The organism is Mumia sp. ZJ430 (assembly GCF_011751845.1).
Lineage (GTDB): Bacteria > Actinomycetota > Actinomycetes > Propionibacteriales > Nocardioidaceae > Mumia.
On sequence record NZ_JAAHFK010000001.1, the window covers coordinates 170,524 to 196,352 of the forward strand.

Consider the following 25,829-nt stretch of genomic DNA (forward strand, 5'->3'; position numbering starts at 1 on the left):
TAGCGTCGGTCGAGTGAACCACGCGATCGAGATCGCCGGGCTCCAGAAGAGCTTCGGCACCACGCGCGCCCTCGATGGGCTCGACCTCACGGTGACCACCGGCGAGGTCCACGGCTTCCTCGGCCCGAACGGCGCCGGGAAGTCCACGACCATCCGCGTCCTGCTCGGCCTGCTGCGACAGGACGGCGGCACCGTCCGTCTCCTCGGCGGCGACCCGTGGTCCGAGGCGACCGCGCTGCACCGACGCCTCGCGTACGTCCCCGGCGACGTGACCCTGTGGCCCAACCTCTCCGGCGGCGAGGTCATCGACCTCTTCGGTCGACTCCGCGGCGGCGTCGACCCCGCACGGCGCGACGACCTCATCGAGCGCTTCAAGCTCGACCCGACCAAGCGCGGCCGCACCTACTCCAAGGGGAACCGCCAGAAGGTCGCCCTCGTGGCAGGGCTCGCTGCCGACACCGAGCTGCTTCTCCTCGACGAGCCCACCTCCGGGCTCGACCCGCTGATGGACGAGGTGTTCCGCGAGGCCGTGCAGGAGGTCCGCGAGCAGGGCCGCACGGTCCTGCTGTCGAGCCACATCCTCGGCGAGGTCGAGGCGCTGTGCGACCGCGTCACGATCATCCGCGAGGGCCGTACGGTCGAGTCCGGCACCCTCGCCGAGATGCGCCACCTCACCCGTACCTCGATCGACGTCACCACATCCCGCCCGGTCGACGGGCTCGACACCCTCGGCGGGATCCACGACCTCGTCGTCGACGCCGACGGCACCCGGGCACGCTTCGAGGTCGACACCGTACGGATCGGCGACACCCTCACCTACCTCGGCACCTACGGCGTCACGGCGCTCACGAGCACGCCACCGACGCTCGAGGAGCTGTTCCTGCGCCACTACGGCGACGAGATCGGCGCGCGCGATGCGGAGCCGGTGGCGTGAGGGACTCCTTCGCCGGGACCACCACGCTGGTCCGGTTCGCACTGCGCCGTTCACGGTTCGCGCTGCTGTGGTGGATCGTCGGCATCACCGCGCTCTATCCCATCCAAGCCCTCGCGCTCGAGGCCAGCTACCCGACGCAGGCCGATCTCGACCAGCTCGCCGCGAGCCTCTCCGGGAACGCCGCGATCATCGCCATGGCCGGGCCCGAGTACGCCCTCGACACGATCGGCGGACAGACCGCGTGGCAGACGTCGGCCTTCGGCGCGATCCTCGCCGGGCTGATGAGCACCTTCCTGATCGTGCGCCAGACGCGGGCCGGCGAGGAGAACGGAGCGGACGAGCTCATCCGTGCCGGCGTCGTGGGCCGCTCCGCCACCAACGCCGCGGCGGTCATCGTCACCACCGCCGCCAACCTCGTGCTCGTCGTCGCGATCGCACTGCTCCTGATCTCCTGCGGGCTCCCCGCCGAAGGATCCTGGGCTCTGGGATGCGCCTGCGGGTTCACCGGGATGGTGTTCATGGGGCTCGCGCTGATCTTCGCCCAGGTCAGCAGCACGACCCGTGGTGCGTGGGGAATGAGCGGCGCGGCGATCGGAGTGGCGTACGCGCTGAGAGCCGCCGGCGACGTCGGCGAGAACGCCCTGACGTGGCTCTCCCCGATCGGCTGGGGCCAGCAGGTGCGGGCGTACGCCGACGAACGGTGGTGGCCCGCGCTGCTGCTGCTCGGCACGACTGTCCTGTCTGTCGCCGTCGCCCGCATGCTCCACCTCCGTCGCGACTTCGGAGCGGGACTCGTCGCTCCTCGCCGTGGCCCGGCGACGCGCGACTGGCGAGGCGGGGCGTACGAGCTCGCGTGGCGGCTCCAACGTCCGACCGTGATCGGTTGGCTGGTCGGGCTCGCGTTCGGCGGCGCCGCGTACGGCACCATCGGCAACGATGTCGGCGACCTCGTCGGCGACAGCGACCTGTCCGGGTCGCTGACCGGCGGCCAGACGAGCGGCGAGGCCATGACCGACGGCTTCTACGGCAGCGCGATGCTCATGCTCGCCATCATCACCGCCGCGTTCGCTGTCGCGGTCATCCTGCGCGCCCGTGGAGAGGAGACGTCCGGCCGGGCCGAGCCACTGCTCGCGACGGCCCTGCACCGCAGGACGTACCTCGCGAGCCATGTCGCGCTCGCCGTGCTCGCCTCCACCGTGGGCGTCGCACTCGCCGGCGCGGCGACCGGGTGGATGTACGGCGTGGTGTCGGGGTCGTACGACAGGATCGGCCAGCTCACCGGGGCCGGGCTCACGTACGCGCCCGCGATCTGGGTAATGATCGGCGTCACCGTGGTCCTTGTCGGCTTCCTCCCGCGCCTCGCATCGTGGGGCTGGCTGGCCATCGGGTTCGCGGCCGTCGTGATGTTCTTCGGGCCACTGCTGAAGTTCCCCGACTGGCTCATGAACGTCTCGCCGTTCACCCACCTCGCGCTCGTACCGCTCGATGACGTCGCGTGGGCGCCGATCCTGTGGCTCACCGGGATCGCGGTGACGCTCGTGGCAGCAGGGTTCCTCGGGTTCCGTCGAAGGGACGTGGTCAACTAGCCCGGTGAGACCGCACCTGGACACGCGCGACCGCGAGATCTTCCGGATCGCCGTCCCGGCTTTTGCCGCGCTGGTCTCCGAGCCTCTGATGCTCGCCGCCGACACCGCGATCATCGGCCACCTCGGCACCGACCCGCTGGCCGGCCTCGCGATCGCCTCGACGGTCCTGCAGACCTTCGTCGGGCTGTGCGTGTTCCTCGCGTACGGCACGACGGCGTCGGTCAGTCGCCACCTGGGCGCCGAGGACAAGCGGGGCGCGATGACGGCCGGCATGAACGGACTGTGGCTCGCCGTCCTCATCGGCGCCTTTGCCGCGCTCCTCGCCGGCGCGGGAGCGTCGCTGATCGTCCGGGCGTTCGGTCCCGCCGACGCGGTCGGCGACCAGGCCGTCACCTATCTCGTCTGGGCCGCCCCCGGCATCCCGGCGATGCTCGTCGTGCTCGCGGCGACCGGGGTGCTCCGTGGGATGCAGGACCTCAAGACCCCGCTCTACACGGTCATCGTCGCCAATGTCGTCAACGTGATCCTCAACATCGTCCTCGTGTACGGGTTCGACATGGGCATCCGCGGCTCCGCCATCGGGACGACCGTGGCGCAGCTCGGCTCGGGGCTGTTCCTCGCGTTCGTGGTGGTGCGGGCAGTTCGCCGCGAGCGCGCCCCCGTTCGCCCGGACCGCGCGGGCATCCGCGAGTCGGCACGCGCCGGCTCCGCCCTCGTCGTCCGTACGCTCACGCTGCGCGCCGCACTCCTCATCGCCACCGTCGTCGCGACCACTCAGGGGTCCGCTGCGCTCGCGGCGCACCAGGTCGTCGTGACGATCGTGTCGATCCTCGCGTTCGCGCTGGACGCGATCGCGATCGCCGGGCAGACGCTGACCGGGCGCTCGCTCGGCGCCGGCGACGTCGCGGGCACCCGCTCGACGACGCGGCGCATGATCGGTTGGGGCGTCGCGTCGGGCGTGGTCGCTGCCGTCCTCCTGCTCGCGTCCGTACCGTGGCTCCCGAGCTTGTTCACGTCCGACGAGGCCGTGCGTCAGCTGCTCGTCGGGGCGCTCGTCGTCGTGGCGCTCACCCAACCGATCTCAGGTGTCGTCTTCGTGCTCGACGGCGTCCTCATCGGAGCGGGCGACGGCGCGTATCTGGCGTGGGCCGGGGTCATCACCCTCATCGCGTACGCGCCGCTCGCCGTCGCGGTGTGGCTCACCGACGCGGGGCTGACGTGGCTCTGGATCGCGTACGCGGCATTCATGCTCGCGCGGATGGTCACGCTCGTGCTCCGCGAGCGTACGGACCGTTGGATGGTCGTCGGCGCACCCTGAGCGGGCGATGCCGACCGGTCGCGCGTCGACACGCGGGGGTACTGCGCGCCGGCGCGCCCGGGTCAGGCCGCGCGGTAGCGTTCGCGAACCGCGCGATGGAGGTCGACGTCAGCCGCGTCGCGGTCGGCGTCGTCGCACAGGACGCAACCGATCACGAACGCCGCGTGGACGCCGGTGAGGTGGTCGTCGAGCACGACGCAGCACGTCGCGCACCGAGCGCCCCACCCGTCGACCTCGGAGAACTCCGTGCCGCAGTCGACGCAGATCATCACCAGCTCCGACATCGGGCACCTCATCTCCGGGGGTCGGGGTTCCTCTGCTCTCAGTGTGCTCGCGAGGTCCGACAGGACCGCCGAACCGCGCCCCGGCGTGTCGTGGGCGGCAGGTGATCTTGATCGCGGTCCATCGGGCCCTGACATTGAGCCATGCGTACGGCGCAGTGGTGGGCGACGTCGGTGGTCCTTGCTTGCTCGAGGCGATCCGGTGGGTCGTGTTCAGGCGGCCCGCGCTCAGGAGGGCGCTCGTCCTGAGGACCACCCTGTGCCGTTCAGTGGCAGGTTGGTCTGTTCCTCGTCGGTGCCACCATGCTGCTCGGGCCCACCTGCCTCGGCCTCGGGCCTGGTTCGGGTGGGTGACTGAGCGCTACGACGCCTTCTTCGCGGCCTTCTTCGCGGTGCTCTTCTTGGCCGTCGACTTCTTTGCGGCGGCCTTCTTCGCGGGCGCCTTCTTCGCGGCCTTTTTGGAGGCGGACTTCTTGGTGGGCTTCTTCCCCACCTCGTCGGCGCCCTCCCCCGCACCCTCGCCCTTCTTGGCACGGTCGATCGAGGCCTGCAGCGCCGCCATCAGGTCGACGACGTTGTCCTTCTCGTCAGCACCCTCACCGACGGCCGGCGACACCACCTGGTTGCCCTCGAGCTTCGCCTCGACGAGCTCGTCGAGCGCGGACTCGTACTCGTCCGTGTACTCCTCGGGGTCGAAGTCGCCCTCCATGCTCGTGACCAGCGACTGCGCCATCTTGATCTCCTGCGGGCGCAGCTCCAGGTCTTCGCCGAGGAACCCGAACTCGGGCTTGCGGATCTCGTCGGCCCACAGCAGCGTGCTCATCGTGAGCACGCCGTCGCGGACGCGGATCGTCGCCATCTGCTCACGCGTCCCGATCGTCACCTTGACGACCGCGACCATCTCGGACGACTCAAGGGCCTCACGGAGCAGGAGGTACGGCTTGAGGCCGGCGTTCGTGTCCGGCTCGAGGTAGTAGCTCTTGTTGTAGAGGATCGGGTCGACCTGGTCGAGCGGCACGAACTCCAGCACCTCGACGGTCTTCTTCGTCGGCAGCGGCAGCTGCTCCATGTCCTCGTCGGTGAGGACGATCATGCGGCCGTCGGGGAGCTCGTACCCCTTGGCGATCTCGGAGTACTCGACGACCTCACCGTCGGCCTCCGCGACCCGCTTGTACTTCACCCGCGACCCGTCGCTGCTCCGGACCTGCCGGAACGAGATGTCGTGGGTCGACGTCGCGCCGTACATCTTCACCGGGATGCTGACCAGGCCGAACGAGACAGAGCCCTTCCACATCGCGCGCATCGTCTCACCCCCTCGTTGGCCAAGCGAACCGTCCCGAGGCGGCGCTGTCAACGCGAACACCGTCCGATTGCCGTTCGGGGCGCGGGCGCGCAGGGTCTAACCATGGCGACGAACAGACTGCGGATCGGCTTCAAGCTGATGGCGGAGGGGTTCCCTCCGAAGGAGATCGTCGAGCAGGCGGTGGCCGCAGAGGACGCCGGCTTCGACTTCGTCGAGGTCAGCGACCACTATCACCCGTGGTTGTACTCGCAGCAGCACTCGGGCTTCGCCTTCTCGATGCTCGCCGCGATCGCTGCCCGGACGCGCACGATCGGCCTCGCGACCGGGGTGACCTGCCCGATCATGCGTTACCACCCCGCTGTCGTGGCCCAGATGGCGGCGACTACCGGTGTCCTCAGCGACGGCCGCTTCACGCTGGGCGTCGGTTCCGGTGAGCGCCTCAACGAGCACGTCACCGGTGCCGGCTGGCCATCGGTGTCGGTACGGCACGAGATGCTGACCGAGGCGCTCGAGATCATCCGCCTGCTGTTCACCGGCGGCTACCACTCCTACACCGGCGATCACTTCGAGGTCGACGACGCGAGGGTGTTCGACCTGCCCGAGATCCCGCCGCGCATCCTCGTCGCGGCCGGAGGCGAGGACGCGGCCCGGCTCGCCGCCGAGCTGGGAGACGGTCTGTTCGCGACCGAGCCGCGCGAGGAGCTCGTCGAGACCTACCAACGGGCCGGCGGCGCCGGACCCCGGTACGCCGAGGTCCCGCTCGCGTACTCGTCCGACCCCGTCGCCGCTGCCGAGGCGGCGCACCGGACGATGCGCTTCGGCCTGACCGGGTGGAAGGTCCAGGCAGAGCTGCCGAACCCCATCAACTTCGAGGCGGCGACCGCGCACGTCCGCGTCGACGACATGCGCGAGGCGTTCGGCTGCGGGCCCGACGTGGAGCGGCACGCGGAGGTGGCGAGCCGGTTCCTCGATGCCGGCTTCGACCACCTCGTCCTCATGAACGCCGGCCCGCCGGACGAGATGGACGCGTTCTTCTCCCACGTACGAACGACGCTGTGTCCGCGACTCGAGGAGATCGCCGCCGCATGAGGACCATCGGCGTCGAGGAGGAGATGCTCCTCGTCGATCCCGGGACCGGGCAGACGATCGCCGTCTCGCAGCGCGCCCTACGCAGTCACGACGGCGAGGCGCCGATCGAGCACGAGCTGTTCCTCGAGCAGGTGGAGACGATGACCAGCCCCCACCGGCTGCTCGACGACCTGGCTGCCGACCTCACGCAGGCCCGGCGCGAGACCGTCGCCGCCGCACGGGCTGCAGGAGCCTCCTTGGTCGCCTCGGGGACGTCGCCGTTGCCGAGCGCACCGGCACAGGTCACCCCGAAGCCGCGGTACGAGCGCATGGTGGCGGAGTTCGGCGCCATCGGGCGCAGCGCCGTCGTCTGCGGCATGCACGTGCATGTGGGCGTGGACGACGACGAGGAGGCCGTCGGGGTCATCGATCGGATCCGCCCGTGGCTGCCGACGCTGATCGCGCTCGCCGCGAACTCTCCGTACGAAGCGGGCAGGGACACGGGGCATGCGACCTGGCGGTCGCGCCTCTGGACCGAGTGGCCGAGCGCCGGTCCGGTCGAGCCGTTCGGTGACGCCGCCACCTATCAGCGTGCCGTCGCCGACCTGGTTTCCTCCGGCGCCGCCCTCGACGAGGGGATGATCTATTTCGACATCCGGCGGGCGCGCACGTTCCCGACGGTCGAGGTCCGAGTAGCCGACGTCTGCACGGACTTGCGCGACGGGTTCCTCGTCGCTGCGCTCACCCGCGGGCTCGTGGAGACCGAGGCGCGCGCCTGGACCGAAGGCCTGCCCGCTGCGCAATGGCGGGTCGAGCTGCTGCGCGGTGCGCGCTGGCACGCCGCGCGGCACGGGACGGCCGACACGCTCTTCGACCCCGGCGCACGCGAGCTCCGCCCCGCCGAGGACGTCCTTGCCGGGCTCGTCGCGCACGTGAAGGACGCGCTCGTCGACGCCAGGGACCTCGAGGTGGTCCAGGACGGCGTCGCGCGAATCCTTCGCGAGGGGACCGGCGCCGACCGCCAGCGACGAGTCGGGGTCGACGGAGACCTCGCGGCCGTCGTCGCCGACCTCGCCCTGCGGACCGACCCAGACACGTGAGAAGCCACCCGGTGCGTAACCGGGTGGCTTCTCTTTCCCGAGACGTCGTGGCGGCGACTCACCGGAGGACGGGGTACTTCTGGACCAGCTCCACCGAGCCCCACCAGCGTCCGAGTCCCCAGGTGTCGCCGGCGAGGGCGAGACCGACGACGAGGACACCGAGAGCGCCGAGCACGTGCTCGTCGAGGACGGGGTTGTTGGCCGGCGGAAGGGCGACCGTCCACATCATCACGTAGAGCAGGACGCCAGCGGCGGCGCCGAGGCGGATGCCGATGCCGAGGATCAGGGTCAGCCCGACCGCCAGCAGACCCAGCATGAACAGGACATCCACCCACCACTGGCCTGCGAGTGCGTTGTAGAAGCCCTCGAACGGGCCGGTGGATGCGTTCGCCAGGTAGCCCTCGGTCGGGCTCCCGCCGTTGACCCATGCTCCCTCGCTCGGTGTCGCGTACCCGAGTCCGAACAGCTTGTCGACGAAGGCCCAGAGGAACGTGAGCCCGAAGCCGATGCGCATCGCCGCCAATCCCTTGGCGACCGCGCTCGATGTGACGGCGTGCTCCTCGTCGCGTGCGGCGAAGACCTTGGTGCGGCCGGCGAGGCCGGCTCGGGGGGTGGCGCTCATGGTGTCCTCCTGGATCGTTCTGACACCTTCATCCTCGAGCCGGCCGCAGGGTCCCCGTCAGAGCCCAGAGTCCCCGGTTCCCAGGACCTTGGTCACTGTTCGCGCGCCCCGCGCTGCCGCAGGCTGAGCGTGTAACCGCACCCAGGAGAGGTGAGACCGATGAGCACGACCGCACGAGCACCGCACCCCGTCACCGTCGGAGTCGACTCCAGCCGCGCGAGAACAGAGACGGGCGTACGCCACGGCATCGCCTTGGCGCGGATGCTCGACGTCCCGCTGTCGCTGGTCCACGCGTCCGCCCTGCCGTTCGAGGGCGTCGCCTTCACCCCGTACGAGGTGACCGCGGCACGCGAGGAGGCGACCGACGTCCTCGCACGTGCGGCCACGCTGGCGCGCTACCTCGCCCCCGACGTCCCGGTGCAGGTCCACCCCGTGCTCGGGTCGGTCGCGCTGGCCCTGGAGACGGTCTCGAAGGACTCATCCATGGTGATCGTCGTCCGCCGCGATGCGAGCATCGCCGACAGGTTGCTCAGCGGGAGCACCAGCTCGCGGATCGCCACCCGGGCAGCCTGCCCGGTCATGGTCGTCCCGTGCGACACCGACGCGCCGGCCGCCGGCCCCGTGGTCGTGGCGATCGACGCGGACTCGCCGTCGCACGGCGCGCTGACCTTCGCCTTCGCGAGGGCGCGCCACACCCACGCCGACCTCGTGGTCCTCCACGCCACCGCGCGAGGAGGGACCGAGCAGGGTCGACGCGCGGTGGGCGAGACGGTCGCCGGGTGGCGTGAGGACTACCCGGAGGTGGAGGTGACGACGCAGACGGTCGAGAGCTCGGCGTCGGACGCCTGCGCATCCGCGGCCCAAGGCGCACGCCTCCTCGTCCTCGGGCGCCACCGGACCACGGGGCACCGCATGCCATGGACCCGCTCGGTGGCCAAGGCGGTGCTCGCGCACACGGCCTGCCCCGTCGTCACCGTGCCGCACGACGCCGTCGACCTGGCCTACCACCCGCGCCCTCGCGCGATGCAGGCACCGGTCGGCCCCGTCTACTGATCGGCACCGCTCACACGTGCCGCTGCTCGTCCTCCTCGGCACGGCGGACCTCGGCTCCGAACACGGCAGCCTGGGTCCGCCGCTGCATCCCGAGCTTCGCGAGCAGGTTGGTCACGTAGTTCTTCACCGTCTTCTCGGCGACGAACATCCGCTCGCCGATCTCGCGGTTGCTCAAGCCCTCGGTGATCAGCATCAGCACCTCGCGCTCACGCTCGGTCAGCGCGTCGAGCCGCGGGTCGCCGTGCGAGGACTCCCGGTCTCGCAGGCGACGCATGAGCTGGGCGACCACATGTGGATCGAGCAGCGAGCGACCTGCGGAGACCTCACGGACCGACTCGATGAGCCGCGACCCGAGCACCTCCTTGAGCAGGTATCCCGAGGCGCCGGCGAGGATCGCCGCATAGACGGCCTCGTCGTCGTCGTACGAGGTGAGGATCAGCGTCCGGATGCCCGGGTAGGAGACCTGCAGCTCGCGGCACACGTCGATCCCGCTCCCGTCGGGCAGTCGGACGTCGAGGACCGCGACGTCCGGGACAACCGACGGGATCCGCGCGAGCGCCTGGGCGACGTCGACCGCCTCACCGACGACGCGGATGTCGTCGGCGGTCTCGAGCAGGTCGGTGACCCCGCGTCGGACGATCTCGTGGTCGTCCACCACGAACACGCGGATCATGCGTCGTCTCCTTCGTCGGGGATCGGTGCAGCCCACCGCAGCGTTGTCCCGCCGCGCCCGCTCGTCACGCGGCACGTGCCGCACCGCGCCTCGGCGCGGCGGGCGAGGTTGTCGAGGCCGCTGCGCCGGGCGTCCTCAGGGACACCCCGGCCGTCGTCGTTCACCGTCACGACCACCTCACCCCCACGGACGACGCACCGCAGCTCGATGTGCTCGGCCTGGGCATGACGGCGTGCGTTCGAGACGCCCTCCCGTGCGACGGCCACGACGTCGTCCGCGAGCCCGTCGTCGAGCGCGAGGTCCACCGGCCCGTCGATCTGGAGCGTCACCGCGGTGCCGCCGTCGCCCGTCGCGGAGACGACCCGCCGGAGCCGACGGCGTACGCCTCCCTGCCCGGGGTCGGTGTCGTGCAGCTCGAAGATCGTGCGACGAATCTGGCGGATCGTCTCGTCCATCTCAGCGACCTGGGCAGCGAGCCGGTCTCGCGGGGCGCCCACCGGGATGGTGGCGTGGACGCTCTGCAGCGTCAAACCACTGGCGAACAGCCGCTGGATCACGTGGTCGTGCAGGTCACGAGCGATGCGGTCGCGGTCCTCGAGGACGAGCATCGCCTCACGCGCTTGGCGAAGGTCGCGCTTGCCGAGCGCCAGCGCTGCCTGGCCGGCGAACGCCTCGGCCATCGAGAGGTCGGTGTCGTCGAACCGCGGCGGGCCGTCGCGGAGCACGACGAGAAGCCCGCGCGGGTCGTCGGCATCGACCAGGGGCACGAGCATCGCCTGCGACGCCGGCACGTCCGGCAGGTCCAGACCAAGCGGGGCGCACACGGCCGCGACGGTGCCGATCGTCGGCTCGACCGGGGCCGCCGCGGCGGTCGTCGTCCGTACTCCCACCAGCTCCTGACTGTGCGTCCCCGCAGCGCGAGAGACGGCGTACGTCCCGTCGCCTGCGGGCAGGAGCACCGCGACCAGCGAGGCACGAGTGAGCTCCTGGACCCTCACCGCGACGAGCTCCAGGGCATCGATGCCGTCGGGTGAGAGCAGCTCGCGTGTCACCTCCGCCGACGCCGAGGACCACGCCTCCCGGCGACGACTCTCGTCGTACAGGCGGGCATTGGCGATCGCCACTCCCGCGGTCTCGCCGAGCGCGCGGGCGAGCTCGGCGTCCTCCTCGCTGAACGTGCCGTGAGCGCTGTCGGTGAGGTAGAGGTTGCCGTAGACCCGACCGCGCACCTCGAGGCCGAGGCCGAGGAAGGACCGCATCGGCGGGTGCTCCGCGGGGAAGCCGGTGTAGTGGGGGTGCGTCGTGACGTCGTCGAGCCGGACGGCGGGACCTCCGTCGAGGAGGTCACCGAGCAGTCCGCGTCCACGCGGCAGGTGCCCGATCTGCGCCGCCGTCTCGTCGTCGATGCCCGCGTGGATGAACACCTCGAGCCGCCCGTCGTCGTCGAACACGCCGATCGCGCCGTACCGGGCACCGACGAGGTCGATCGCGGCGGTGACGATCCGGCGCAGGACCTCAGGGAGATCGAGCTCCTCGACCAGCGTCCGGTTGGCATCGAGGAGCAGCCGGAGACGATCGGCGGCATCCTCCACAACGTCGGCTCGACTCGTCACCCGTGTCCTCTCCGCTCTTGCTCGCGCTGATTCTAGGGCCGTACCGAGGTCATGGGGCGAAGCGAAAGAACCCGCCACCCTGGGAGAAGGGGGGCGGGTCCTTGCGACTCGCGGGGCGGCCTGGATCAGGCAGCGACCACGTTGATCTTGACCTTGGCGGTCACCTCGGGGTGGACGCGCACCTGCACGTCGTACGAGCCGAGGGCCTTGATCGGGTTGCCGATCTCGATGCGACGCTTGTCGACGTCGGCACCGGTGCCCTCGAGCGCCGAGGCGATGTCAGACACGGTGACCGCGCCGAACAGGCGACCCTCGTCGCCGGCACGAGCCTTCACCTTGACGGTGCTGTTCTCGAGCTTCTGCTTGAGCGCCTTTGCGTCGTCCAGGTCGTGGATCGAGCGGGCCTCACGGGCCTTCTTGATCGACTCCACCTGCTTGCCGGCACCACGCGTCCAACGGATCGCGTACTTGCGGGGCAGGAGGTAGTTACGGCCGTAGCCGTCCTTGACCTCGACGATGTCGCCGGGGGCACCGAGACCGGTGACCTCGTGGGTGAGGATGAGCTTCATGATTAGTCCCTTCCCCTACGATCAGCGACCGGTCGAGGTGTAAGGAAGCAGCGCCATCTCGCGCGCGTTCTTGATCGCGGTCGCGATCTTGCGCTGCTCCTGGACGGACACACCCGTGACGCGGCGAGCGCGGATCTTGCCGCGATCGGAGATGAACTTCCGCAGGAGGGTGGTGTCCTTGTAGTCGATGTAAGTGATCTTCGCAGCCTTGAGCGGATTGCTCTTCTTCTTTGGCTTACGAACAACGGGCTTGGCAGCCATTGTGGTGCTCCCTTCCGGTGAGCCCGACCCGCAGGACGGGTCGGAATGACGCGGCGATCACATGATCGCCTTGGTTGTCGTTCAGATGCGCGGGCTCAGAACGGCGGCTCGTCGGTCGAGCCGGCCGGCGAGGCCCACGGATCGTTGCCAGCGTTGCCACCCTGCGGAGCGGGCGAGGACCACGGGTCGTTGGCCGGGGCCTGCTGGCCTCCGCCTCCGAACCCGCCCTGGCCGCCGCCCTGGGCGCCGCCACCCTGCTGGTAGCCACCGCCGCCGCCCCCACCGGAGCGGGAGGCCTTGGTGACCTTGGCAGTGGCGCTGCGCAGGCTCGGACCGACCTCGTCGACGTCGATCTCGAACACGGTGCGCTTCTCGCCCTCACGCGTCTCGTACTGGCGCGACTTGAGGCGCCCCTGCACGATCACACGCATGCCCTTCTGGAGGGACTCGGCCACGTTCTCCGCGGCCTGACGCCAGACGGCGCACCCGAGGAAGAGCGTGTCGCCGTCGCGCCACTCGCCGCTCTGGCGGTCGAACGTGCGCGGCGTCGAGGCGATGCGGAAGTTCGCGACGGCCGCGCCTGACGGCGTGAACCGCAGCTCGGGCTCGTCAACGAGGTTGCCGACGACGGTGATGACGGTCTCGCCTGCCATGTCTCTACTCCAACGGGTCGCGGGATGTCTGCTGGCTAGCAGTCAACATCAAGAGTCCGACACAAGCGACCCCGTGATCGCAGGCCGGGGAAAACCTCGGCGTGCGTCCTGAGGACGAGGTGTCGTACGTCCGTCACTTCTCGGGTCGCATGACCTTCGTGCGGATGACGGACTCGTTCAGCGTGAGCTGACGGTCGAGCTCCTTGACGGTCGCGGGCGTCGCGGTCAGGTCGACCACGGCGTAGATCCCTTCGGACCGCTTGTTGATCTCGTAGGCAAGACGACGCTTGCCCCAGATGTCGACGTTGTCGACGGTGCCACCGTCCTGACGCACCACGTTGAGGTACGTGTCCAGGCTCGGGGCCACCGTGCGCTCGTCGAGGTCGGGATCGAGGATCACCATGACTTCGTAGTGACGCAAGGCAACTCCACCTCCTTCGGTCTGTACGGTCACGGTCCTTCCGTGACAGGAGGGCTATGCATCGCGTTGCCCGGGCACCGTGGATCCGGCATGGGCCGGCAGTGGCCAGGCAACCGGATCAGTCTATCCGGCGGCACCACGGCGTCCCAAATCGCCGCATTCCCCGGGGGCGTGCATGATCGCTGCGTGGGGACGGTCTGGGTCTGGGGCACGGTCGCTGCGTCGTCGCTGCTGATCGGCGCGATCCTCGGAATGGCACGGCGGTGGAGCGACGGGGCCGTCGGGACCGTCCTGGGCTTCGGGGCGGGAGCGCTCATGGCGAGCATCTCGTTCGAGCTGTTCCCGGACGGCCTCGAGGTGGGCGGTGCGCTCGCGCTCGCGCTGGGGCTCGCCTTCGGCGCCTATGTCTTCTACGTTTCCGACCGGTGGGTCGAGCGGATCGGCGGGCGCTCGCGTGCGGGGGCGGCCGGACTGCCCCTGGCACTCGGCGCGTTCCTCGACGGCATCCCCGAGCAGGCGGCGCTCGGCATCGGGATCGCCAAGTCCGGCGGTGTCAGCGTGGCCCTGCTCGTCGCGATCTTCGTCTCCAACCTGCCCGAGGCGATCGGGTCGGCATCGGACATGCGAGAGGCCGGCTCGCCCCCGCGTCGGATCCTCCTGCTGTGGACGGGCGTGGCGCTCGTGTGCCTGCTCGGGACCGTCGCAGGGTACGCCGCCGCGAAGGCGACCCCCGCCGGGTTCGTCGGTGGGGTCGACGGGTTCGCCGCCGGCGCACTGCTCGTGATGCTCGTCGGCGCGATGATCCCCGAGGCTCAGGCGAAGATCCACGAGAGGGCTGGCCTGGCGGCGGTGCTCGGGTTCGCACTCGCCGCAGGCCTCGCTGCCACCACCCCCTGAGACCGTAAGGGCTACTCCGTGGCGATCGCCCGCAGCACGTTGAGTCGGGACGCCCGCAACGCAGGGAACAACGCCGCGAGCACGCCGACCACCGCCGCGATCAGCACGTAGACGAGCAGGGTCGCGTACGGGATCGACAGCTCGGTGATGCCGTCGTCCTCGAGCACGCGCTGCAGCACGATCCCGAACACCAGCCCCATCGCGATGCCGAGCACCGCACCCAGCACCGCGATCGCGACCGCCTCCAGGCGCACCATGCGGCGCAGCTGGCGCCGGCTCATGCCGACCGCCCGCAGGAGGCCGACCTCGCGGGTCCGCTCGATGACGCTGAGCGCCAACGTGTTGACGATGCCGAGGGCGGCGATGATGATCGCCAACCCGAGCAGCGCGTTGATGAGCATGAGGATCCCGTTGATCTGGTCGCGCTGGGACTCGATGAACTCGTCCTGCGTCTGCACGACCACGGTCGGGATGTCCGCGACCACGTCGCGTACGGGTTCCTCGATCTCAGCGCCCGTCACGCCCGCTGCCGCGTCGACCGCGACGAACGAGTCCTCGCGGGTCACGCTCACCTGGTCGACGAAGTCGAAGCTCGTGACGTACTCCGAGACGACGTTGGACGCCGGGAAGGTGCCCGCGATCCGCAGGTCGTGGTCGCCGGACTGCGTCGAGAACGTCAGGGTGTCTCCGACCTCCAGGCCCCGCTCGTCGAGCGTGTCCTCGCGGACCGCCACCTCCCCCGCACCCAACGTGTCGACGCTCGCGTCCAGCTCGAACATCGAGAACAGCTTCTCCGGATCACTGGCCGTCACGCCGGCGAACGACCCGTCGAGCCGGGCGGGCACGAACTGCGTCTCGACGACGTCGCCGACGCCGTCGATCTCACGGATCTGCTCCGCGATCGTCGGGGAGAACGGCGCGCCGACCGGGTTCATCAGGAGGAAGTCCGTCGTGAACTCCTCCTTGACGCCCGCGTCGACGGACTTGTTGACCGACGACCCGAGGATGCTCATCGTCGTCACCAGCGTCAGCCCGATCATCAGCGCCGATGCGGTCGCCGCGGTCCGTCGCGGGTTGCGCAACGCGTTCTGGGTGGCCATCCGCCCGACCAGGCCGAACGGGCGGAAGAGCCCGCCGAGCGCGACGAGCACCGGGTGACTGAGCAGCGGGCTCATCAAAGAGACGCCGAGGAGGATGGCGAACGCGCCACCACCGACGTACCAGGCACCGTTGTCCGCGCCGCTCAGCCCGAGCCACACCAGACCGGCGCCGAGCACGACGAGGATCGCGCCGACGAGCATGCGCACCCGCATCGACGACTCCGGCAGCGCCACGTCGTCGCGCATCGCCGCCACCGGGGCGACGCGCGCGGCGCGGCGGGCCGGCAGGTAGGCCGCGACCAGCGTCACGAGCACGCCCACCACGTAGCCGACCACCCACGTACGGGGAGCGATCACGAGCGGGGTCTCGCTCACGTCGAGGCCGAACGTCCGGAACAGCGCCGACAGGGCCATCGCGAGCACGATGCCGAGCAGCACGCCGAGCGTCGACCCCGCCAGCCCGACCACCAGCGCCTCGAGGAGGACCGAGCGGCTCACCTGACGCCGGGACGCACCCAGTGCACGCAGCAGCGCCAGCTCGCGGCTGCGCTGCGCGACGAGGATCGAGAACGTGTTGACGATCAGGAAGGTGCCGACGATGATCGCGATCGCCGCGAACACGAGCAGGATCGTCGTGAGGAACCCGAGGATCTCCCCGATCGTCTCCTCGGCCTCCGCGGCCGCCGTGTCACCGGTGACGGCCTCGAAGCCGTCGGGCAGCAGCTTGCTCGCGTCGTAGGCCAGCTCCTGCTGCGTCACGCCGTCGCGCGTGGTCAGCGAGACCTGGTTGTACGCGTCGCGTCCGTCGAGGAACAGGTCCTGGGCGTACGTGGTCTCGAAGAGCACCAGCGAGGCACCGGCCATCGACCCGCCCCCGAACTCGGCGAGACCGACCAGCTCGACGTCGAGCTGCGGCTGGTCTCCCGTCGAGACGAGCCGTACGGTGTCGCCGATCTCGTAGCCGCCCTTCTCGGCGCTGTCGGTGTCGATCGCGACCTCGCCGTCGGCGGTCGGCGCCCGGCCCTGCGCGATCTCGACCGCGGGCTCGCCCGTCATCGCCGGGGCGTCGTCGTAGTTGAAGGACAGTGTCGGCGGGCCGAAGCCTGTGACGAGCTTGCCGTCGGTGCCGACCAGGGTCAGCGCCTGGCTCGCCACCGTGCCGTCGACGCGCTGGGCGCCGGGCAGCTCGCGCAGCTCGTCGACCACCGTCGCCGAGACCGTACGGGTGTCGGCACTCGAATCCTCCTGCCAGCCGGCCAACCCCGCAGGACGGACCACCACGTCAGGGGTCGACCCCTTGACGATGCCGTCGAAGGACTTGCTCATCGTGTCGGTGAAGATGAGCGTGCCGGCGACGAACGCGACGCCGAGCACGATCGCGAACGCGCTCATCAGCAGGCGCACCTTGCGCGCCAGCAGGTTGCGCAGGGTCACGCGCAACATCAGGCGGCCCCACCCTCGAGACCAGAAGAACCGTCGACCGCCTCGCTGGCCGCGTCCATCGCCCGGGTCTGGATCGCACCCATACGCTCGAGGATCTTCTCGGGGGCAGGGTCGCGGACCTCGTCGACGACCCGGCCGTCGGCGAGGAAGACGACGCGGTCGGTGTAAGACGCCGCGATCGGGTCGTGGGTCACCATCACGATCGTCTGACCCAGCGTGCGGACGCTGTGCTGGAGGAACTTGAGCACCTCGGCCCCAGAGGTGGAGTCGAGGTTGCCTGTGGGCTCGTCGGCGAAGACGATCGTGGGCCGGCCGATGAGCGCGCGGGCGCACGCGACGCGCTGCTGCTGTCCGCCCGACATCTCGTTGGGGCGGTGGCCGAGCCGGTCGCGCAGGCCGACGGTGTCGATCACCTGGTCGTACCAGGCCTGGTCGGGCTTGCGACCCGCGATCGACAGCGGGAGCAGGATGTTCTCGTTGGCCGTCAGCGTGGGCACGAGGTTGAACGCCTGGAAGACGAAGCCGACGTCGTCACGCCGCAGCTTGGTCAGCTGCTTGTCGTTGAGGCGGGCCAGCTCGGTGTCGCCGATGAAGACCGTGCCGCTGGTCGCGGTGTCGAGCGCGGCGAGCAGGTGCATGAGCGTCGACTTGCCGGAGCCGGACGGCCCCATGACGGCGGTGAACTCGCCGGCGTACACGTCGATGCTGACCCCGTCGAGAGCGCGCACCTCCGCCTCTTGCTTGCCGTAGGTCTTGTGCAGGTCGACCGCTCGGGCGGCGACAGTGCGGGTCGTGGCGGACGCGGCATCGGGCATGGCACAACTCCTGGTGGGCGGGGTGTCCGTCCACGCTAGGACACGGCGGGGACACACCGATATCGGTTTTGCCCCTGGCGAACAGGGTCGGTCATCGGGGAAGACCCTGAGAGAAGACCCTGATACTGGTGCTCATGAGCGACCTGGAGCGCGATCCGCAGGAGATCACCTGCCCGCCCACCGACGGCCACGGTGCACCGGAGGTGCTGGTGCCGCGGCTCGTCCCGCTGGGCGGGCCGCGCGCGATGACCGTGCGCCGGACGCTCCCCCAACGCCTGCGCTCGCTCATCGGTGCCTGGTGCTTCGCGGACCACTACGGGCCTGACGACGTGCGCGAGACCGGCGGCATGGCCGTTCCTGGGCACCCCCACACCGGACTCCAGACCGTGACCTGGCTGTTCACCGGCGAGGTCGACCACGTGGACACGGTCGGCTCCGTCCAGCGAGTACGACCCGGCGAGGTGAACCTCATGACGGCGGGCCGCGGCATCGCGCACTCGGAGTACTCGACGCCCGAGACCACGCTGCTGCAGGGCGTCCAGCTGTGGACGGCCCTGCCGGACTCGGCCCGCTTCGCCGGCCGCTCCTTCGAGCACCACGTGACCGAGCCGGTGGCGCACGGTCCGGCGACCGTACGGACATTCGTCGGCTCGTTCGCCGGATCGGCCTCGCCGGTCACGACGTACACGCCGCTCGTCGGTGCCGAGATCGTGCTGCCCGCCGGCTCGGAGGTGCGCTTCGACGTCGACCCCTCGTACGAGCACGGGGTGCTGGTCGATCTCGGGCCGGTGGACGTGGACGGGACGACGGTTGCGCCAGCGGCACTCGCGTACCGGCCCGTCGGTGGGACGACGCTCGCCCTGCGCACCGGTGACTCCGACGGCCGCGTGGTCCTCATCGGCGGCGAGCCGCTGGAGGAGGAGATCGTCATGTGGTGGAACTTCCTCGGGCGCGACCACGACGAGATCGTGCGGTTCCGCGAGGAGTGGCAGGCGCAGGTCCACGGCGCGACCGGCCCCGCCACCGACGCGTACGGGCCGTTCCCCGACGTGTGGGGCTCCGCGGTGCTGCCCGCGCCGGAGCTGCCGCACACTCGGCTGAAGCCCCGCAAACAGCCGCCGCGCTGAGGAGACGGACCGTCACGAAACGCCGGTCGGCGCCGGTTAAGCACGCGCCGTGCCATGGGCCCTGCGGCTAGGCTGATCGCACGGAGCGGTCGAGAGGCGGTGCCCATGACAGCTGTCGCCGAGCCCGTGGTGGTGGACCACCACGTCACAGTCACGCGCCACAGGCGGACCGTGCTGGTGCTCAACGCCAGCTACGAGCCCCTGCAGCGGGTGTCGCTGCGGCACGCCATCCGGATGCTCGTGCGTGAGGTCGCCGTCGTCGAAGAGTCCCACCCCGAGGACCGCTTCGGGCCGTTCCCCGTGCCCAAGGTCCTGCGGCTCGTGCGCTACGTCGTGATGCGGTGGCTGCACGGGCGCGACCCGCTGTGCACGAAGACGGCGGTGAAGGCGCGCGACGAGCGCTGCGGCTACTGCGGCGGCCCGGCCGAGACCGTGGACCACATCCTCCCCCGCTCTCGCGGAGGGCTGCTCACCTGGGAGAACTCGGTGGCCGCCTGCCTGCGGTGCAACCACCGCAAGGGCGACCGGACGCCGGCGGAGGCGGGGATGACGCTGCTGGTCACCCCCGCCGTGCCCCACCGGTCGCCGCTGACGGTGCGCTGAGGCACCGCCAGCGGCGGGGGTCCGCTACCTGCGGACCTTGACCTTCACGGTGACGGTCTTGCCGGCGGCGTACACGTTGCCCGCGTAGGCGACCTTCACCTTGTACGTGCCCGGCTTGGCGAACTTCTTGAGCCGGACGACGACCTTGCCGTTGGCGCGGACCGTCGCGGTGCCGATCTTCTTGCCCTTGACGGTCACCACGACCTTGCCGGTCCGTGCGACACCCGTCGGCGTCGTGACCTGCACGGACACCTTCGCCTTGGTGCGCTTCGCGCGGACCTTGGTCGGCGCCACCTTGGCGCGGACGGCAGCCCGTGCCTTGGTGACGGTGACCGACACGCGACCGGACGAGGCCGCGCTGATCGCGTCGCCGCGGTAGGCGATCGTCAGCGCGTGCTTGCCCGGCGCCAGCGCGCCCTTGCGCACGGCGACGGTCGCGCGTCCGCCGGACACGGTCGCCGAGCCGACGACCTGCGCGCCGCGACGCACCTCGACCTTGCCCTTCGCACCCGCGACCGTACGGACGGCCACGCTCACCGACGGGGAGGCCCCGTACGCGCTGGTGCGGGCGGTCGCCGTCGTCGTCGACGCGGCCTTGGTGACCGAGTACGACGCGGTGGTCGAGGAGGGCTTGGCTCCGTCGAAGCCGAGGTAGGCGACCTCGACCTCGTGCGCCCCGACCTTCGCGGCCTTGGGCAGCGTGACGCGGGCCTTGCCGCCCTTCACCGTGCCGGTGCCGACGACCTTGTCACCGGCGCGCACCTCGACGGTGCCCTCGGCGGCGTTGTCCGACGCGACGGTCACGTCGACGACCGGCGCGGCGCCGTACGAGACCGGGCCGACCTTCGCCGTCGTGGTCGAGTCGCCCTTGACGTAGACGGTGGCGACGTGGAGGTCCTGGCCGGGCATCGCCGCGCACTGCAGCCAGACGTTCGGGATCAGTCCGTCCATGATCCCCGGCGTCAGCTTGGACAGGATCGCCATCTCCTGCGGGGCCGACACCTTGATCGCTCCCTTGTCGGGCCCGGTCACGGCGTCGAGCGTGCCCGTGGTCGGGATCCGGACTCCCTCGCTCGGGACAGGCCACGACACGTTGACGTCCTCGGCCCGCAGGCCTTCGAGGGGGGCGTCGTACTCATGCCCGGTCGCGGTCTCCTCGAGGTGGACCGAGGCGATCGACGAGCCGCCGACCTTGGTCTGCCCGAAGCCCATCGTGTCGAGCGTGTTGTTCCCGGCGAGCAGCTCGGCAAGGCCCTGCGGCATCACGAGGTCCACGTCGGTCGGCTCGGGGGTGAACACCTCGCCGGGGGCGATGCTGCGCGGCAGGTCGGCCCGCGTGTCGACGGTGAAGGCCATCGAGCCACCCATGACATAGTTCTGCAGCTCGGTGAACCCGGGAACTTCCTCCCCGGTCTCGAAGTCGCGCTCCTGCGGCTGACACTTGTAGCGCACGCCGTCGAGCACGCCGCGGACAGCGGTCTCCTCCACGACGTCCACCGTGATCGTCGCTGTCGCGGACGCACCCTCGTTGTCGGTGGCGGTATAGGTGAAGGTGTCCGTCCCGACGAAGGTGGGCTTGGGGGTGTAGGTCTGCTTGTGCCCGACACTCGGGTACTTCGCGAGATCTGGGAACTCGGTCCACCCGTCGGCGGTGACGTCAGCGGCGGTGAGGAACGGGGAGAGCGCCCCGTGCTTCGGGGCACCGTAGGTGATGCGCTGCGAGTCGTTGGCCTGTTGCCAGAAGTAGAACCGAGCGGCGTCGTCACGGACGTACGGCCACAGGTCGAGCGCCTTGCCCTTGCCGATGGTGAAGTGCAGGTCGCGCACCAGCGGCGCGTTGTTGACACCCTCGTACGTGACGGTGGCCGGCGGGCTGACCTGGCCGTCGGCGTCGGTGGCGGTGTAGGTGAAGCTCGCCGCGCCGCCCGCGGTGGTCGACAGCACCGCTGTCGCCCCGTCGATCGTGACGATCGCTGCCCCGGGCTTGGTCACGACCGCGAAGGTGTACGGAGCACGCCCGCCGACGGCCCGGAGGGTGACCGGGACCTTCGGTCCGTAGTCGAAAGCAGTACGGCCGACCTTGCCTGCGTCGACATCCTTCGCGATCGGGGTCGGGGAGGACTCCTCGACCTCAATCGCGGTGAGGATGCGGTCGGCTGCGACGGTCGGACCCGTGCAGTCCATCGTCGCGGGGAGGTCCTTCGCGGGCAGGCCCTCGGGCTCGGTGTAGACGACGGCGTTGACGAAGAACTGCTCAGGCATCGACAGCGTCGCGGTGCCGGTGAGCTCGGGCACGGTGATCGCCGGCACGGTCCCCTCGGTCGGGATCTTCCAGAGGCCGCCGGCCTTCTGCGGGATCGGCGTCTGCGGTGCCGACAGCCCGTCGATCAGGTACGACTGCGTCTGGCCCCCCAGCGCCATCACCACGGCTGCGTCCTCGGACTTGCCGCCGGCGGTCTTGCCACCGAGCAGCCCGACGGTCGCGTTGCGCAGGCTCTCCGGCATCGTGAGCGTGATCTGCGTCGTGCGGCTGGGCACGACCTCGCCCGGGTTGGCGGACTCGGGCACCTCGACCTGCGCGCGTACGCCGACGTCGTGCTTGCCGAGCGACAGACCGCCGGCGACGACGTGACAGTTGTAGGTGAAGCTCTTGTCGATCGGGCGGTCGTCTGCGGCTGCAGAACGCTCGGCGGCCGTGATTGGCGCCGCCGCGAATGCCAGGGTCCCGGCCGCGAGCGCGGTGGTCGCGACCGCTGCGGTGGACCGCCTCAGTCTGCCCGGGGGTGGGCATGACGAAGTAGACACTGAATCTCCCTCCAGAGAAACGTAGAACGCCGGGAGCAAAGCCGACGCACGTGGTGTGCCGAGTGTCACACACATTTACATCGCGCGGAGACAAATTCGTGGAGCCGCTCGCAGCATGGCCGCTTCGCCACACCGAGGCGGCCGAACGGCGCTCCGGTAGCCTCGTGGCCGTGTCCCTCACCGTCCGTACGATCAGCAGCGCCGACCACCTGGCGTACCTGACCTCCCTCCCCTCCGCGAGCTTCCTCCAGACCCCGGCGTGGGCGGCGGTGAAGCCGGAGTGGAGAGGCGAGTCGATCGGCTGGTTCGACGGGAGCGAGATCGTCGGTGCCGGCCTGGTGCTCTACCGCAAGCTGCCGAAGGTCGCGAAGTACCTCGCCTACCTGCCCGAGGGCCCCGTCATCGACTTCGCCTCGGCCGTCGAGGGTCCCGGAGGACTCGCCGCGTGGCTCGACCCGATGGTGAAGCACCTCACAGGCAAGGGCGCGTTCGGTGTCCGCATGGGCCCGCCGGTCGTCCTGCGGACGTGGGACGCGGCCACCGTCAAGAAGGCCGTCGCCGACCCGGCGCTGCGCACGCTCGGCGACGCCCCTGCGGCGACGGCCGACGGCCGTGCGATCGCCGTGACCCGCGAGCTGCACCGGATCGGGTGGCGCGAGCAGGTCAGCGAGGGCGGGTTCACCGCAGGCCAGCCCAAGTACAACTTCTGGCTCCCCCTCGCCGAGGCCGACGGCACTCCCCGTACGGAGGAGGCGGTGCTGCGCGGCATGAACCAGCTGTGGCGCCGCAACATCAAGAAGGCCGACAAGGCCGGCGTCGAGGTGACCCTCGGCGGCGCGGACGACCTGGCGGCGTTCCACGCGATCTACTCCGAGACCGCCGTGCGCGACCACTTCACGCCGCGGCCGCTGTCGTACTTCCAGACGATGTGGGACGCGCTCAACGGCGAGGACCCCGACCGGATGCGTCTCTACCTCGCCCACCACGAGGGTGACCTCGTCGCCGCGACGACGCTCGTCCGGGTCGGGCAGCACGCCTGGTACTCGTACGGCGCCTCGACCACCGCCAAGCGGGAGGTCCGTGGGTCCAACGCGATCCAGTGGCAGATGATCCGCGACGCGATGGCCGATGGGTGCACCGTGTACGACATGCGCGGCATCACCGACACGCTCGACCCCGAGGACAGCCACGTCGGGCTCATCCAGTTCAAGGTCGGCACCGGCGGTCAGGCCGTCGAGTACGCCGGCGAGTGGGACCTCCCCGTCAACCGCCTGCTCTATCTGGCGTTCCAGCAGTACATGAAGCGGCGTTGACCCACACGACGCGAGGAAGGCTGACCATGACTCTCACGCTCCACGTCGACGGCGAACGCTGGCGAGCGCACCTGCGCGGCACCGCTGAGCTGTACGAAGGCATCGTCCCGGTGATCAAGGGCAACGGGTACGGGTTCGGCAACCGGACCCTCGCGCGCCGTGCGGACTGGCTCGAGGTCGACACGGTCGCCGTCGGGACGTACGCCGAGCTGATGGACGTCCTCCCGCGCTTCGGGGGCGACATCCACGTGCTCACACCGTGGCGCCCGTTCTGGTCCGACACGGTGCGCTCCGAGCGGATGTACGACCCGCGCGTCGTCCACACGGTCAGCCGCATCGAAGACCTGGCGCTGCTGCGCGACGAGGCGCCGGAGGGCACGCGGATCGTCCTCGAGGGCGAGACGGCGATGGCGCGTCACGGCGTCGACCGGCACGCACTCACCGCGGCTGCCGACGCGCTCGGACGCCTGCGGCTGATCGGCTTCTCGATCCACCTCCCGCTCTCCGAGGACAATCTCGCCGAGGCCGACCGGTGGGCGGCGGCGTTCGGGGCGTCGAAGCTCGCACCGGCAGTCTCCGGGACCCCGCTGTTCACCGTCTCGCACCTGTCCGACCGCGAGGTGCGCGAGCTGGCCGAGCGCCGGCCGGGCCTGTCCGTACGGCCCCGCGTCGGCACCGCGCTGTGGCTCGGCGACCGGGGTGCGTTCCGGGTCACCGGCCTCGTCCTCGACTCCCACGTCGTCGAGCGGGGCGAGCGGATCGGCTACCGCCAGCGCCCGCTCCCGGCCGGAGGCACGGTGCTCGTCGTGTCCGGCGGCACCTCGCACGGCATCGGGCTCGAGGCGCCGACGGCGGCCACGACGCTCAAGCAGCGCGCCACGTCCGTCGCGAAAGGCGGGCTCGGCGCTGCGGGGCTCGCGCTGTCGCCGTTCGTCGTGGGCGGCAAGCAACGCTGGTTCGTCGAGCCGCCGCACATGCAGGCGAGCATGATCCTGCTCCCCTCCGGCGTCGCGGTGCCGGAGGTCGGCGAAGAGGTCGAGCTCGAGGTGCGCATGACGACCACGACCTTCGACGCCGTCGACCTGCCCTAGCGGTCTTGCAGTTTGGGTCAGGCGGTGGCGAAGAAGGTGCGGATGTCCGCCACCAGCTCCTGCGGCTTTTCGAGCATGGCGTAGTGCCCGCCCTCGGGGAACTCGCTCCAGTGCACGATGTTGTCGTTGTCGCGATCGGCGAACGCCCGGATCGTCTTGAAGTCGTCCGCGAAGACCGCGACCCCCGTACGAGAGTGGTTGACCTCGGGCTTCGCATCGCGGTGCGCCTCTTCGTAGTGGTAGCGCCCGGCCGTCGCCGACGTGTTCGTCAGCCACTCGAGCGTGACCTCGGCGAGGATCTGGTCCGTCGTCAGGAGGCTCGTCCCGTCGCCGAACGACTGGAACAGCTCGTTCCACGCCAGCTGCCCGACCGGTGAGTCGGACACACCGACGGCGACGGTCTGCGGACGCGACGCGTTGATCGCGTTGTAGCCCCCGACCGACTGGAACCACTGCAGGTGCTCCAGCGCCGCGAACTCCTTCGGCCCGAACCCGTCCATCTCGCCGGGCGCACCGGTCGGGAACGAGAACAGCTGCATGACGTGCAGGCCAAGAAAGCCCTCGGGCTCCCTCAGGCCGAGCTCGCGCGACACCATCGCGCCGCCGTCGCTCCCGTGCGACCCGTACGACTCGTAGCCGAGCTGTCGCATCAGCGTGTCATAGGTCTGCGCGATCCGCGCCATCGTCCAGCCGCGATCGACGACTGGGGTGCTGAAGCCGAAGCCGGGCATGGACGGCACGACGACATCGAAGGCGTCCTCGGCGCGGCCGCCGTGGGCGACCGGGTCGACGAGGGGGTCGATCATCTCGATGAAGTCGTACACCGAGCCGGGGTACGAGTGGGCGAGCAGGAGCGGGGTCGCGTTCTCCTCGTCCGAGCGGACGTGCAGGTAGTGGACCGTCTGCCCGTCGATCTCGGTGAGGAACTGGTCGTACGCGTTCAGCCGAGCCTCGACCTCGCGCCAGTCGAATCCTGTGCGCCAGTGCTCGATGACGTCGGCGAGGTAGGCGTTCGGGACGCCGTAGGTCCAGTCGTCGCCGGGGGCCGTTGCGGGGAGGCGCGTCCGGGCGAGCCGGTCGTCGAGGTCGTCCAGGTCGGCCTGGGCGACCTCGATGCGGAAGGGTCGGGTGCTGGTGTTCTCGTGTGTGCTCATGAAAGGACAGTACAAAGCATTCAGGT

24 protein-coding genes are annotated in these 25,829 nt (G+C 70.4%); 11 read left to right on the forward strand and 13 right to left on the reverse strand.

The genetic code is table 11. The features are described from left to right. Window positions 1–13 precede the first annotated feature (13 nt). Genes HCT63_RS00880 through HCT63_RS00890 form a run of 3 tightly spaced genes read left to right on the forward strand, consistent with a single transcriptional unit; the run spans window position 14 to window position 3,838 of the window. The gene (locus tag HCT63_RS00880; RefSeq protein ID WP_243842831.1) at window positions 14–934 is read left to right on the forward strand and encodes an ABC transporter ATP-binding protein; all 921 of its coding nucleotides are present in this window, start codon (window positions 14–16) and stop codon (window positions 932–934) included. Next, complete coding sequence (locus HCT63_RS00885) at window positions 931–2,520, forward strand: ABC transporter permease (protein ID WP_167000662.1); 1,590 nt, start codon at window positions 931–933, stop codon at window positions 2,518–2,520. Before HCT63_RS00880 ends, HCT63_RS00885 begins: the two co-directional genes overlap by 4 nt. 4 nt (window positions 2,521–2,524) lie before the next feature. Beyond that, the gene (locus HCT63_RS00890; protein WP_243842832.1) at window positions 2,525–3,838 is read left to right on the forward strand and encodes an MATE family efflux transporter; all 1,314 of its coding nucleotides are present in this window, start codon (window positions 2,525–2,527) and stop codon (window positions 3,836–3,838) included. A gap of 62 nt (window positions 3,839–3,900) precedes the next feature. On the opposite strand, the gene HCT63_RS00895 is transcribed toward HCT63_RS00890, so the two are convergent. Beyond that, the gene (locus HCT63_RS00895; RefSeq protein ID WP_167000664.1) at window positions 3,901–4,122 is read right to left on the reverse strand and encodes a hypothetical protein; all 222 of its coding nucleotides are present in this window, start codon (window positions 4,120–4,122) and stop codon (window positions 3,901–3,903) included. A 358-nt stretch (window positions 4,123–4,480) separates the two neighbouring features. After that, window positions 4,481–5,422 carry a Ku protein gene (locus HCT63_RS00900; protein WP_167000666.1) on the reverse strand — a complete coding sequence of 314 codons (942 nt, stop codon included), beginning with the start codon at window positions 5,420–5,422 and terminating at the stop codon, window positions 4,481–4,483. Between the two features lie 102 nt (window positions 5,423–5,524). Between HCT63_RS00900 and HCT63_RS00905 the strand changes: the two genes are divergently transcribed. Both HCT63_RS00905 and HCT63_RS00910 read left to right on the forward strand, forming a co-directional pair. Next, on the forward strand, window positions 5,525–6,511 hold the full coding sequence (locus HCT63_RS00905) for a TIGR03557 family F420-dependent LLM class oxidoreductase (protein ID WP_243842833.1): 987 nt from the start codon (window positions 5,525–5,527) through the stop codon (window positions 6,509–6,511). Then, on the forward strand, window positions 6,508–7,590 hold the full coding sequence (locus tag HCT63_RS00910; protein WP_167000668.1) for a glutamate--cysteine ligase: 1,083 nt from the start codon (window positions 6,508–6,510) through the stop codon (window positions 7,588–7,590). Before HCT63_RS00905 ends, HCT63_RS00910 begins: the two co-directional genes overlap by 4 nt. 58 nt (window positions 7,591–7,648) lie before the next feature. Here the strand turns inward: HCT63_RS00910 and HCT63_RS00915 are convergent, their stop codons facing one another. Beyond that, window positions 7,649–8,212 (reverse strand): DoxX family membrane protein, encoded by a 564-nt coding sequence (locus HCT63_RS00915; RefSeq protein WP_167000670.1) that lies wholly within the window; start codon window positions 8,210–8,212, stop codon window positions 7,649–7,651. Window positions 8,213–8,371: 159 nt separating this feature from the next. On the opposite strand from HCT63_RS00915, the gene HCT63_RS00920 reads away from it, so the two are divergent. Then, window positions 8,372–9,265, forward strand: a complete 894-nt coding sequence (locus HCT63_RS00920; protein ID WP_167000672.1) for a universal stress protein — start codon at window positions 8,372–8,374, stop codon at window positions 9,263–9,265. Between the two features lie 10 nt (window positions 9,266–9,275). Here HCT63_RS00920 and HCT63_RS00925 read toward each other — a convergent pair whose 3' ends face one another. The 6 genes from HCT63_RS00925 to rpsF all read right to left on the reverse strand — a co-directional run bounded on the left by HCT63_RS00925 (window position 9,276) and on the right by rpsF (window position 13,455). Continuing rightward, entirely contained in the window at window positions 9,276–9,938 is a 663-nt protein-coding gene (locus HCT63_RS00925; protein WP_167000674.1) for a response regulator transcription factor, read from the reverse strand. Next, window positions 9,935–11,551, reverse strand: a complete 1,617-nt coding sequence (locus tag HCT63_RS00930) for a GAF domain-containing protein (RefSeq protein WP_167000676.1) — start codon at window positions 11,549–11,551, stop codon at window positions 9,935–9,937. Before HCT63_RS00930 ends, HCT63_RS00925 begins: the two co-directional genes overlap by 4 nt. Before the next feature lie 125 nt (window positions 11,552–11,676). Continuing rightward, complete coding sequence (gene rplI, locus HCT63_RS00935; RefSeq protein ID WP_167000678.1) at window positions 11,677–12,120, reverse strand: 50S ribosomal protein L9; 444 nt, start codon at window positions 12,118–12,120, stop codon at window positions 11,677–11,679. 21 nt (window positions 12,121–12,141) lie between these two features. After that, the gene (gene rpsR, locus HCT63_RS00940) at window positions 12,142–12,381 is read right to left on the reverse strand and encodes a 30S ribosomal protein S18 (protein ID WP_139085704.1); all 240 of its coding nucleotides are present in this window, start codon (window positions 12,379–12,381) and stop codon (window positions 12,142–12,144) included. Window positions 12,382–12,476: 95 nt separating this feature from the next. After that, the gene (locus tag HCT63_RS00945) at window positions 12,477–13,034 is read right to left on the reverse strand and encodes a single-stranded DNA-binding protein (protein WP_167000680.1); all 558 of its coding nucleotides are present in this window, start codon (window positions 13,032–13,034) and stop codon (window positions 12,477–12,479) included. Between the two features lie 133 nt (window positions 13,035–13,167). Further along, on the reverse strand, window positions 13,168–13,455 hold the full coding sequence (gene rpsF / locus HCT63_RS00950) for a 30S ribosomal protein S6 (RefSeq protein ID WP_167000682.1): 288 nt from the start codon (window positions 13,453–13,455) through the stop codon (window positions 13,168–13,170). A 186-nt stretch (window positions 13,456–13,641) separates the two neighbouring features. Here rpsF and HCT63_RS00955 point away from each other — a divergent pair, with 186 nt between their 5' ends. Further along, entirely contained in the window at window positions 13,642–14,352 is a 711-nt protein-coding gene (locus tag HCT63_RS00955) for a hypothetical protein (RefSeq protein ID WP_167000684.1), read from the forward strand. Window positions 14,353–14,363: 11 nt separating this feature from the next. Here HCT63_RS00955 and HCT63_RS00960 read toward each other — a convergent pair whose 3' ends face one another. Then, window positions 14,364–16,895 (reverse strand): FtsX-like permease family protein, encoded by a 2,532-nt coding sequence (locus tag HCT63_RS00960; protein WP_167000686.1) that lies wholly within the window; start codon window positions 16,893–16,895, stop codon window positions 14,364–14,366. Continuing rightward, the gene (locus tag HCT63_RS00965) at window positions 16,895–17,710 is read right to left on the reverse strand and encodes an ABC transporter ATP-binding protein (RefSeq protein ID WP_167000688.1); all 816 of its coding nucleotides are present in this window, start codon (window positions 17,708–17,710) and stop codon (window positions 16,895–16,897) included. The genes HCT63_RS00960 and HCT63_RS00965 overlap by 1 nt, the downstream gene beginning before the upstream one ends. Window positions 17,711–17,844: 134 nt before the next feature. Here HCT63_RS00965 and HCT63_RS00970 point away from each other — a divergent pair, with 134 nt between their 5' ends. Both HCT63_RS00970 and HCT63_RS00975 read left to right on the forward strand, forming a co-directional pair. Then, a complete protein-coding gene (locus HCT63_RS00970) occupies window positions 17,845–18,837 on the forward strand; it encodes a pirin family protein (protein ID WP_167000690.1) in 993 nt (330 codons plus the stop codon). Between the two features lie 105 nt (window positions 18,838–18,942). Then, the gene (locus HCT63_RS00975) at window positions 18,943–19,440 is read left to right on the forward strand and encodes an HNH endonuclease (protein WP_167000692.1); all 498 of its coding nucleotides are present in this window, start codon (window positions 18,943–18,945) and stop codon (window positions 19,438–19,440) included. Between the two features lie 24 nt (window positions 19,441–19,464). Here HCT63_RS00975 and HCT63_RS00980 read toward each other — a convergent pair whose 3' ends face one another. Then, complete coding sequence (locus tag HCT63_RS00980) at window positions 19,465–22,245, reverse strand: DUF6801 domain-containing protein (protein WP_167000694.1); 2,781 nt, start codon at window positions 22,243–22,245, stop codon at window positions 19,465–19,467. 170 nt (window positions 22,246–22,415) lie between these two features. Between HCT63_RS00980 and HCT63_RS00985 the strand changes: the two genes are divergently transcribed. Beyond that, window positions 22,416–23,558 (forward strand): peptidoglycan bridge formation glycyltransferase FemA/FemB family protein, encoded by a 1,143-nt coding sequence (locus HCT63_RS00985; RefSeq protein WP_167000696.1) that lies wholly within the window; start codon window positions 22,416–22,418, stop codon window positions 23,556–23,558. A gap of 26 nt (window positions 23,559–23,584) precedes the next feature. Next, the gene (locus tag HCT63_RS00990) at window positions 23,585–24,649 is read left to right on the forward strand and encodes an alanine racemase (protein WP_167000698.1); all 1,065 of its coding nucleotides are present in this window, start codon (window positions 23,585–23,587) and stop codon (window positions 24,647–24,649) included. Window positions 24,650–24,666: 17 nt separating this feature from the next. Here the strand turns inward: HCT63_RS00990 and HCT63_RS00995 are convergent, their stop codons facing one another. Continuing rightward, window positions 24,667–25,803, reverse strand: coding sequence for an epoxide hydrolase family protein (locus HCT63_RS00995; RefSeq protein ID WP_167000700.1), 1,137 nt, complete (start codon window positions 25,801–25,803; stop codon window positions 24,667–24,669). Window positions 25,804–25,829: the final 26 nt, after the last annotated feature.

Coding starts and splice junctions, on each gene's coding strand:
- HCT63_RS00945 (WP_167000680.1), bottom strand. CDS start 13,034: ATGGCAGGCGAGACCGTCATCACCGTCGTCGGCAACCTCGTTGACGAG.
- HCT63_RS00960 (WP_167000686.1), bottom strand. CDS start 16,895: ATGTTGCGCGTGACCCTGCGCAACCTGCTGGCGCGCAAGGTGCGCCTG.
- HCT63_RS00925 (WP_167000674.1), bottom strand. CDS start 9,938: ATGATCCGCGTGTTCGTGGTGGACGACCACGAGATCGTCCGACGCGGG.
- HCT63_RS00915 (WP_167000670.1), bottom strand. CDS start 8,212: ATGAGCGCCACCCCCCGAGCCGGCCTCGCCGGCCGCACCAAGGTCTTC.
- HCT63_RS00990 (WP_167000698.1), top strand. CDS start 23,585: ATGACTCTCACGCTCCACGTCGACGGCGAACGCTGGCGAGCGCACCTG.
- HCT63_RS00910 (WP_167000668.1), top strand. CDS start 6,508: ATGAGGACCATCGGCGTCGAGGAGGAGATGCTCCTCGTCGATCCCGGG.
- HCT63_RS00975 (WP_167000692.1), top strand. CDS start 18,943: ATGACAGCTGTCGCCGAGCCCGTGGTGGTGGACCACCACGTCACAGTC.
- HCT63_RS00965 (WP_167000688.1), bottom strand. CDS start 17,710: ATGCCCGATGCCGCGTCCGCCACGACCCGCACTGTCGCCGCCCGAGCG.
- HCT63_RS00895 (WP_167000664.1), bottom strand. CDS start 4,122: ATGTCGGAGCTGGTGATGATCTGCGTCGACTGCGGCACGGAGTTCTCC.
- HCT63_RS00995 (WP_167000700.1), bottom strand. CDS start 25,803: ATGAGCACACACGAGAACACCAGCACCCGACCCTTCCGCATCGAGGTC.
- HCT63_RS00905 (WP_243842833.1), top strand. CDS start 5,525: ATGGCGACGAACAGACTGCGGATCGGCTTCAAGCTGATGGCGGAGGGG.
- rplI (WP_167000678.1), bottom strand. CDS start 12,120: ATGAAGCTCATCCTCACCCACGAGGTCACCGGTCTCGGTGCCCCCGGC.
- HCT63_RS00920 (WP_167000672.1), top strand. CDS start 8,372: ATGAGCACGACCGCACGAGCACCGCACCCCGTCACCGTCGGAGTCGAC.
- HCT63_RS00900 (WP_167000666.1), bottom strand. CDS start 5,422: ATGCGCGCGATGTGGAAGGGCTCTGTCTCGTTCGGCCTGGTCAGCATC.
- HCT63_RS00970 (WP_167000690.1), top strand. CDS start 17,845: ATGAGCGACCTGGAGCGCGATCCGCAGGAGATCACCTGCCCGCCCACC.
- rpsR (WP_139085704.1), bottom strand. CDS start 12,381: ATGGCTGCCAAGCCCGTTGTTCGTAAGCCAAAGAAGAAGAGCAATCCG.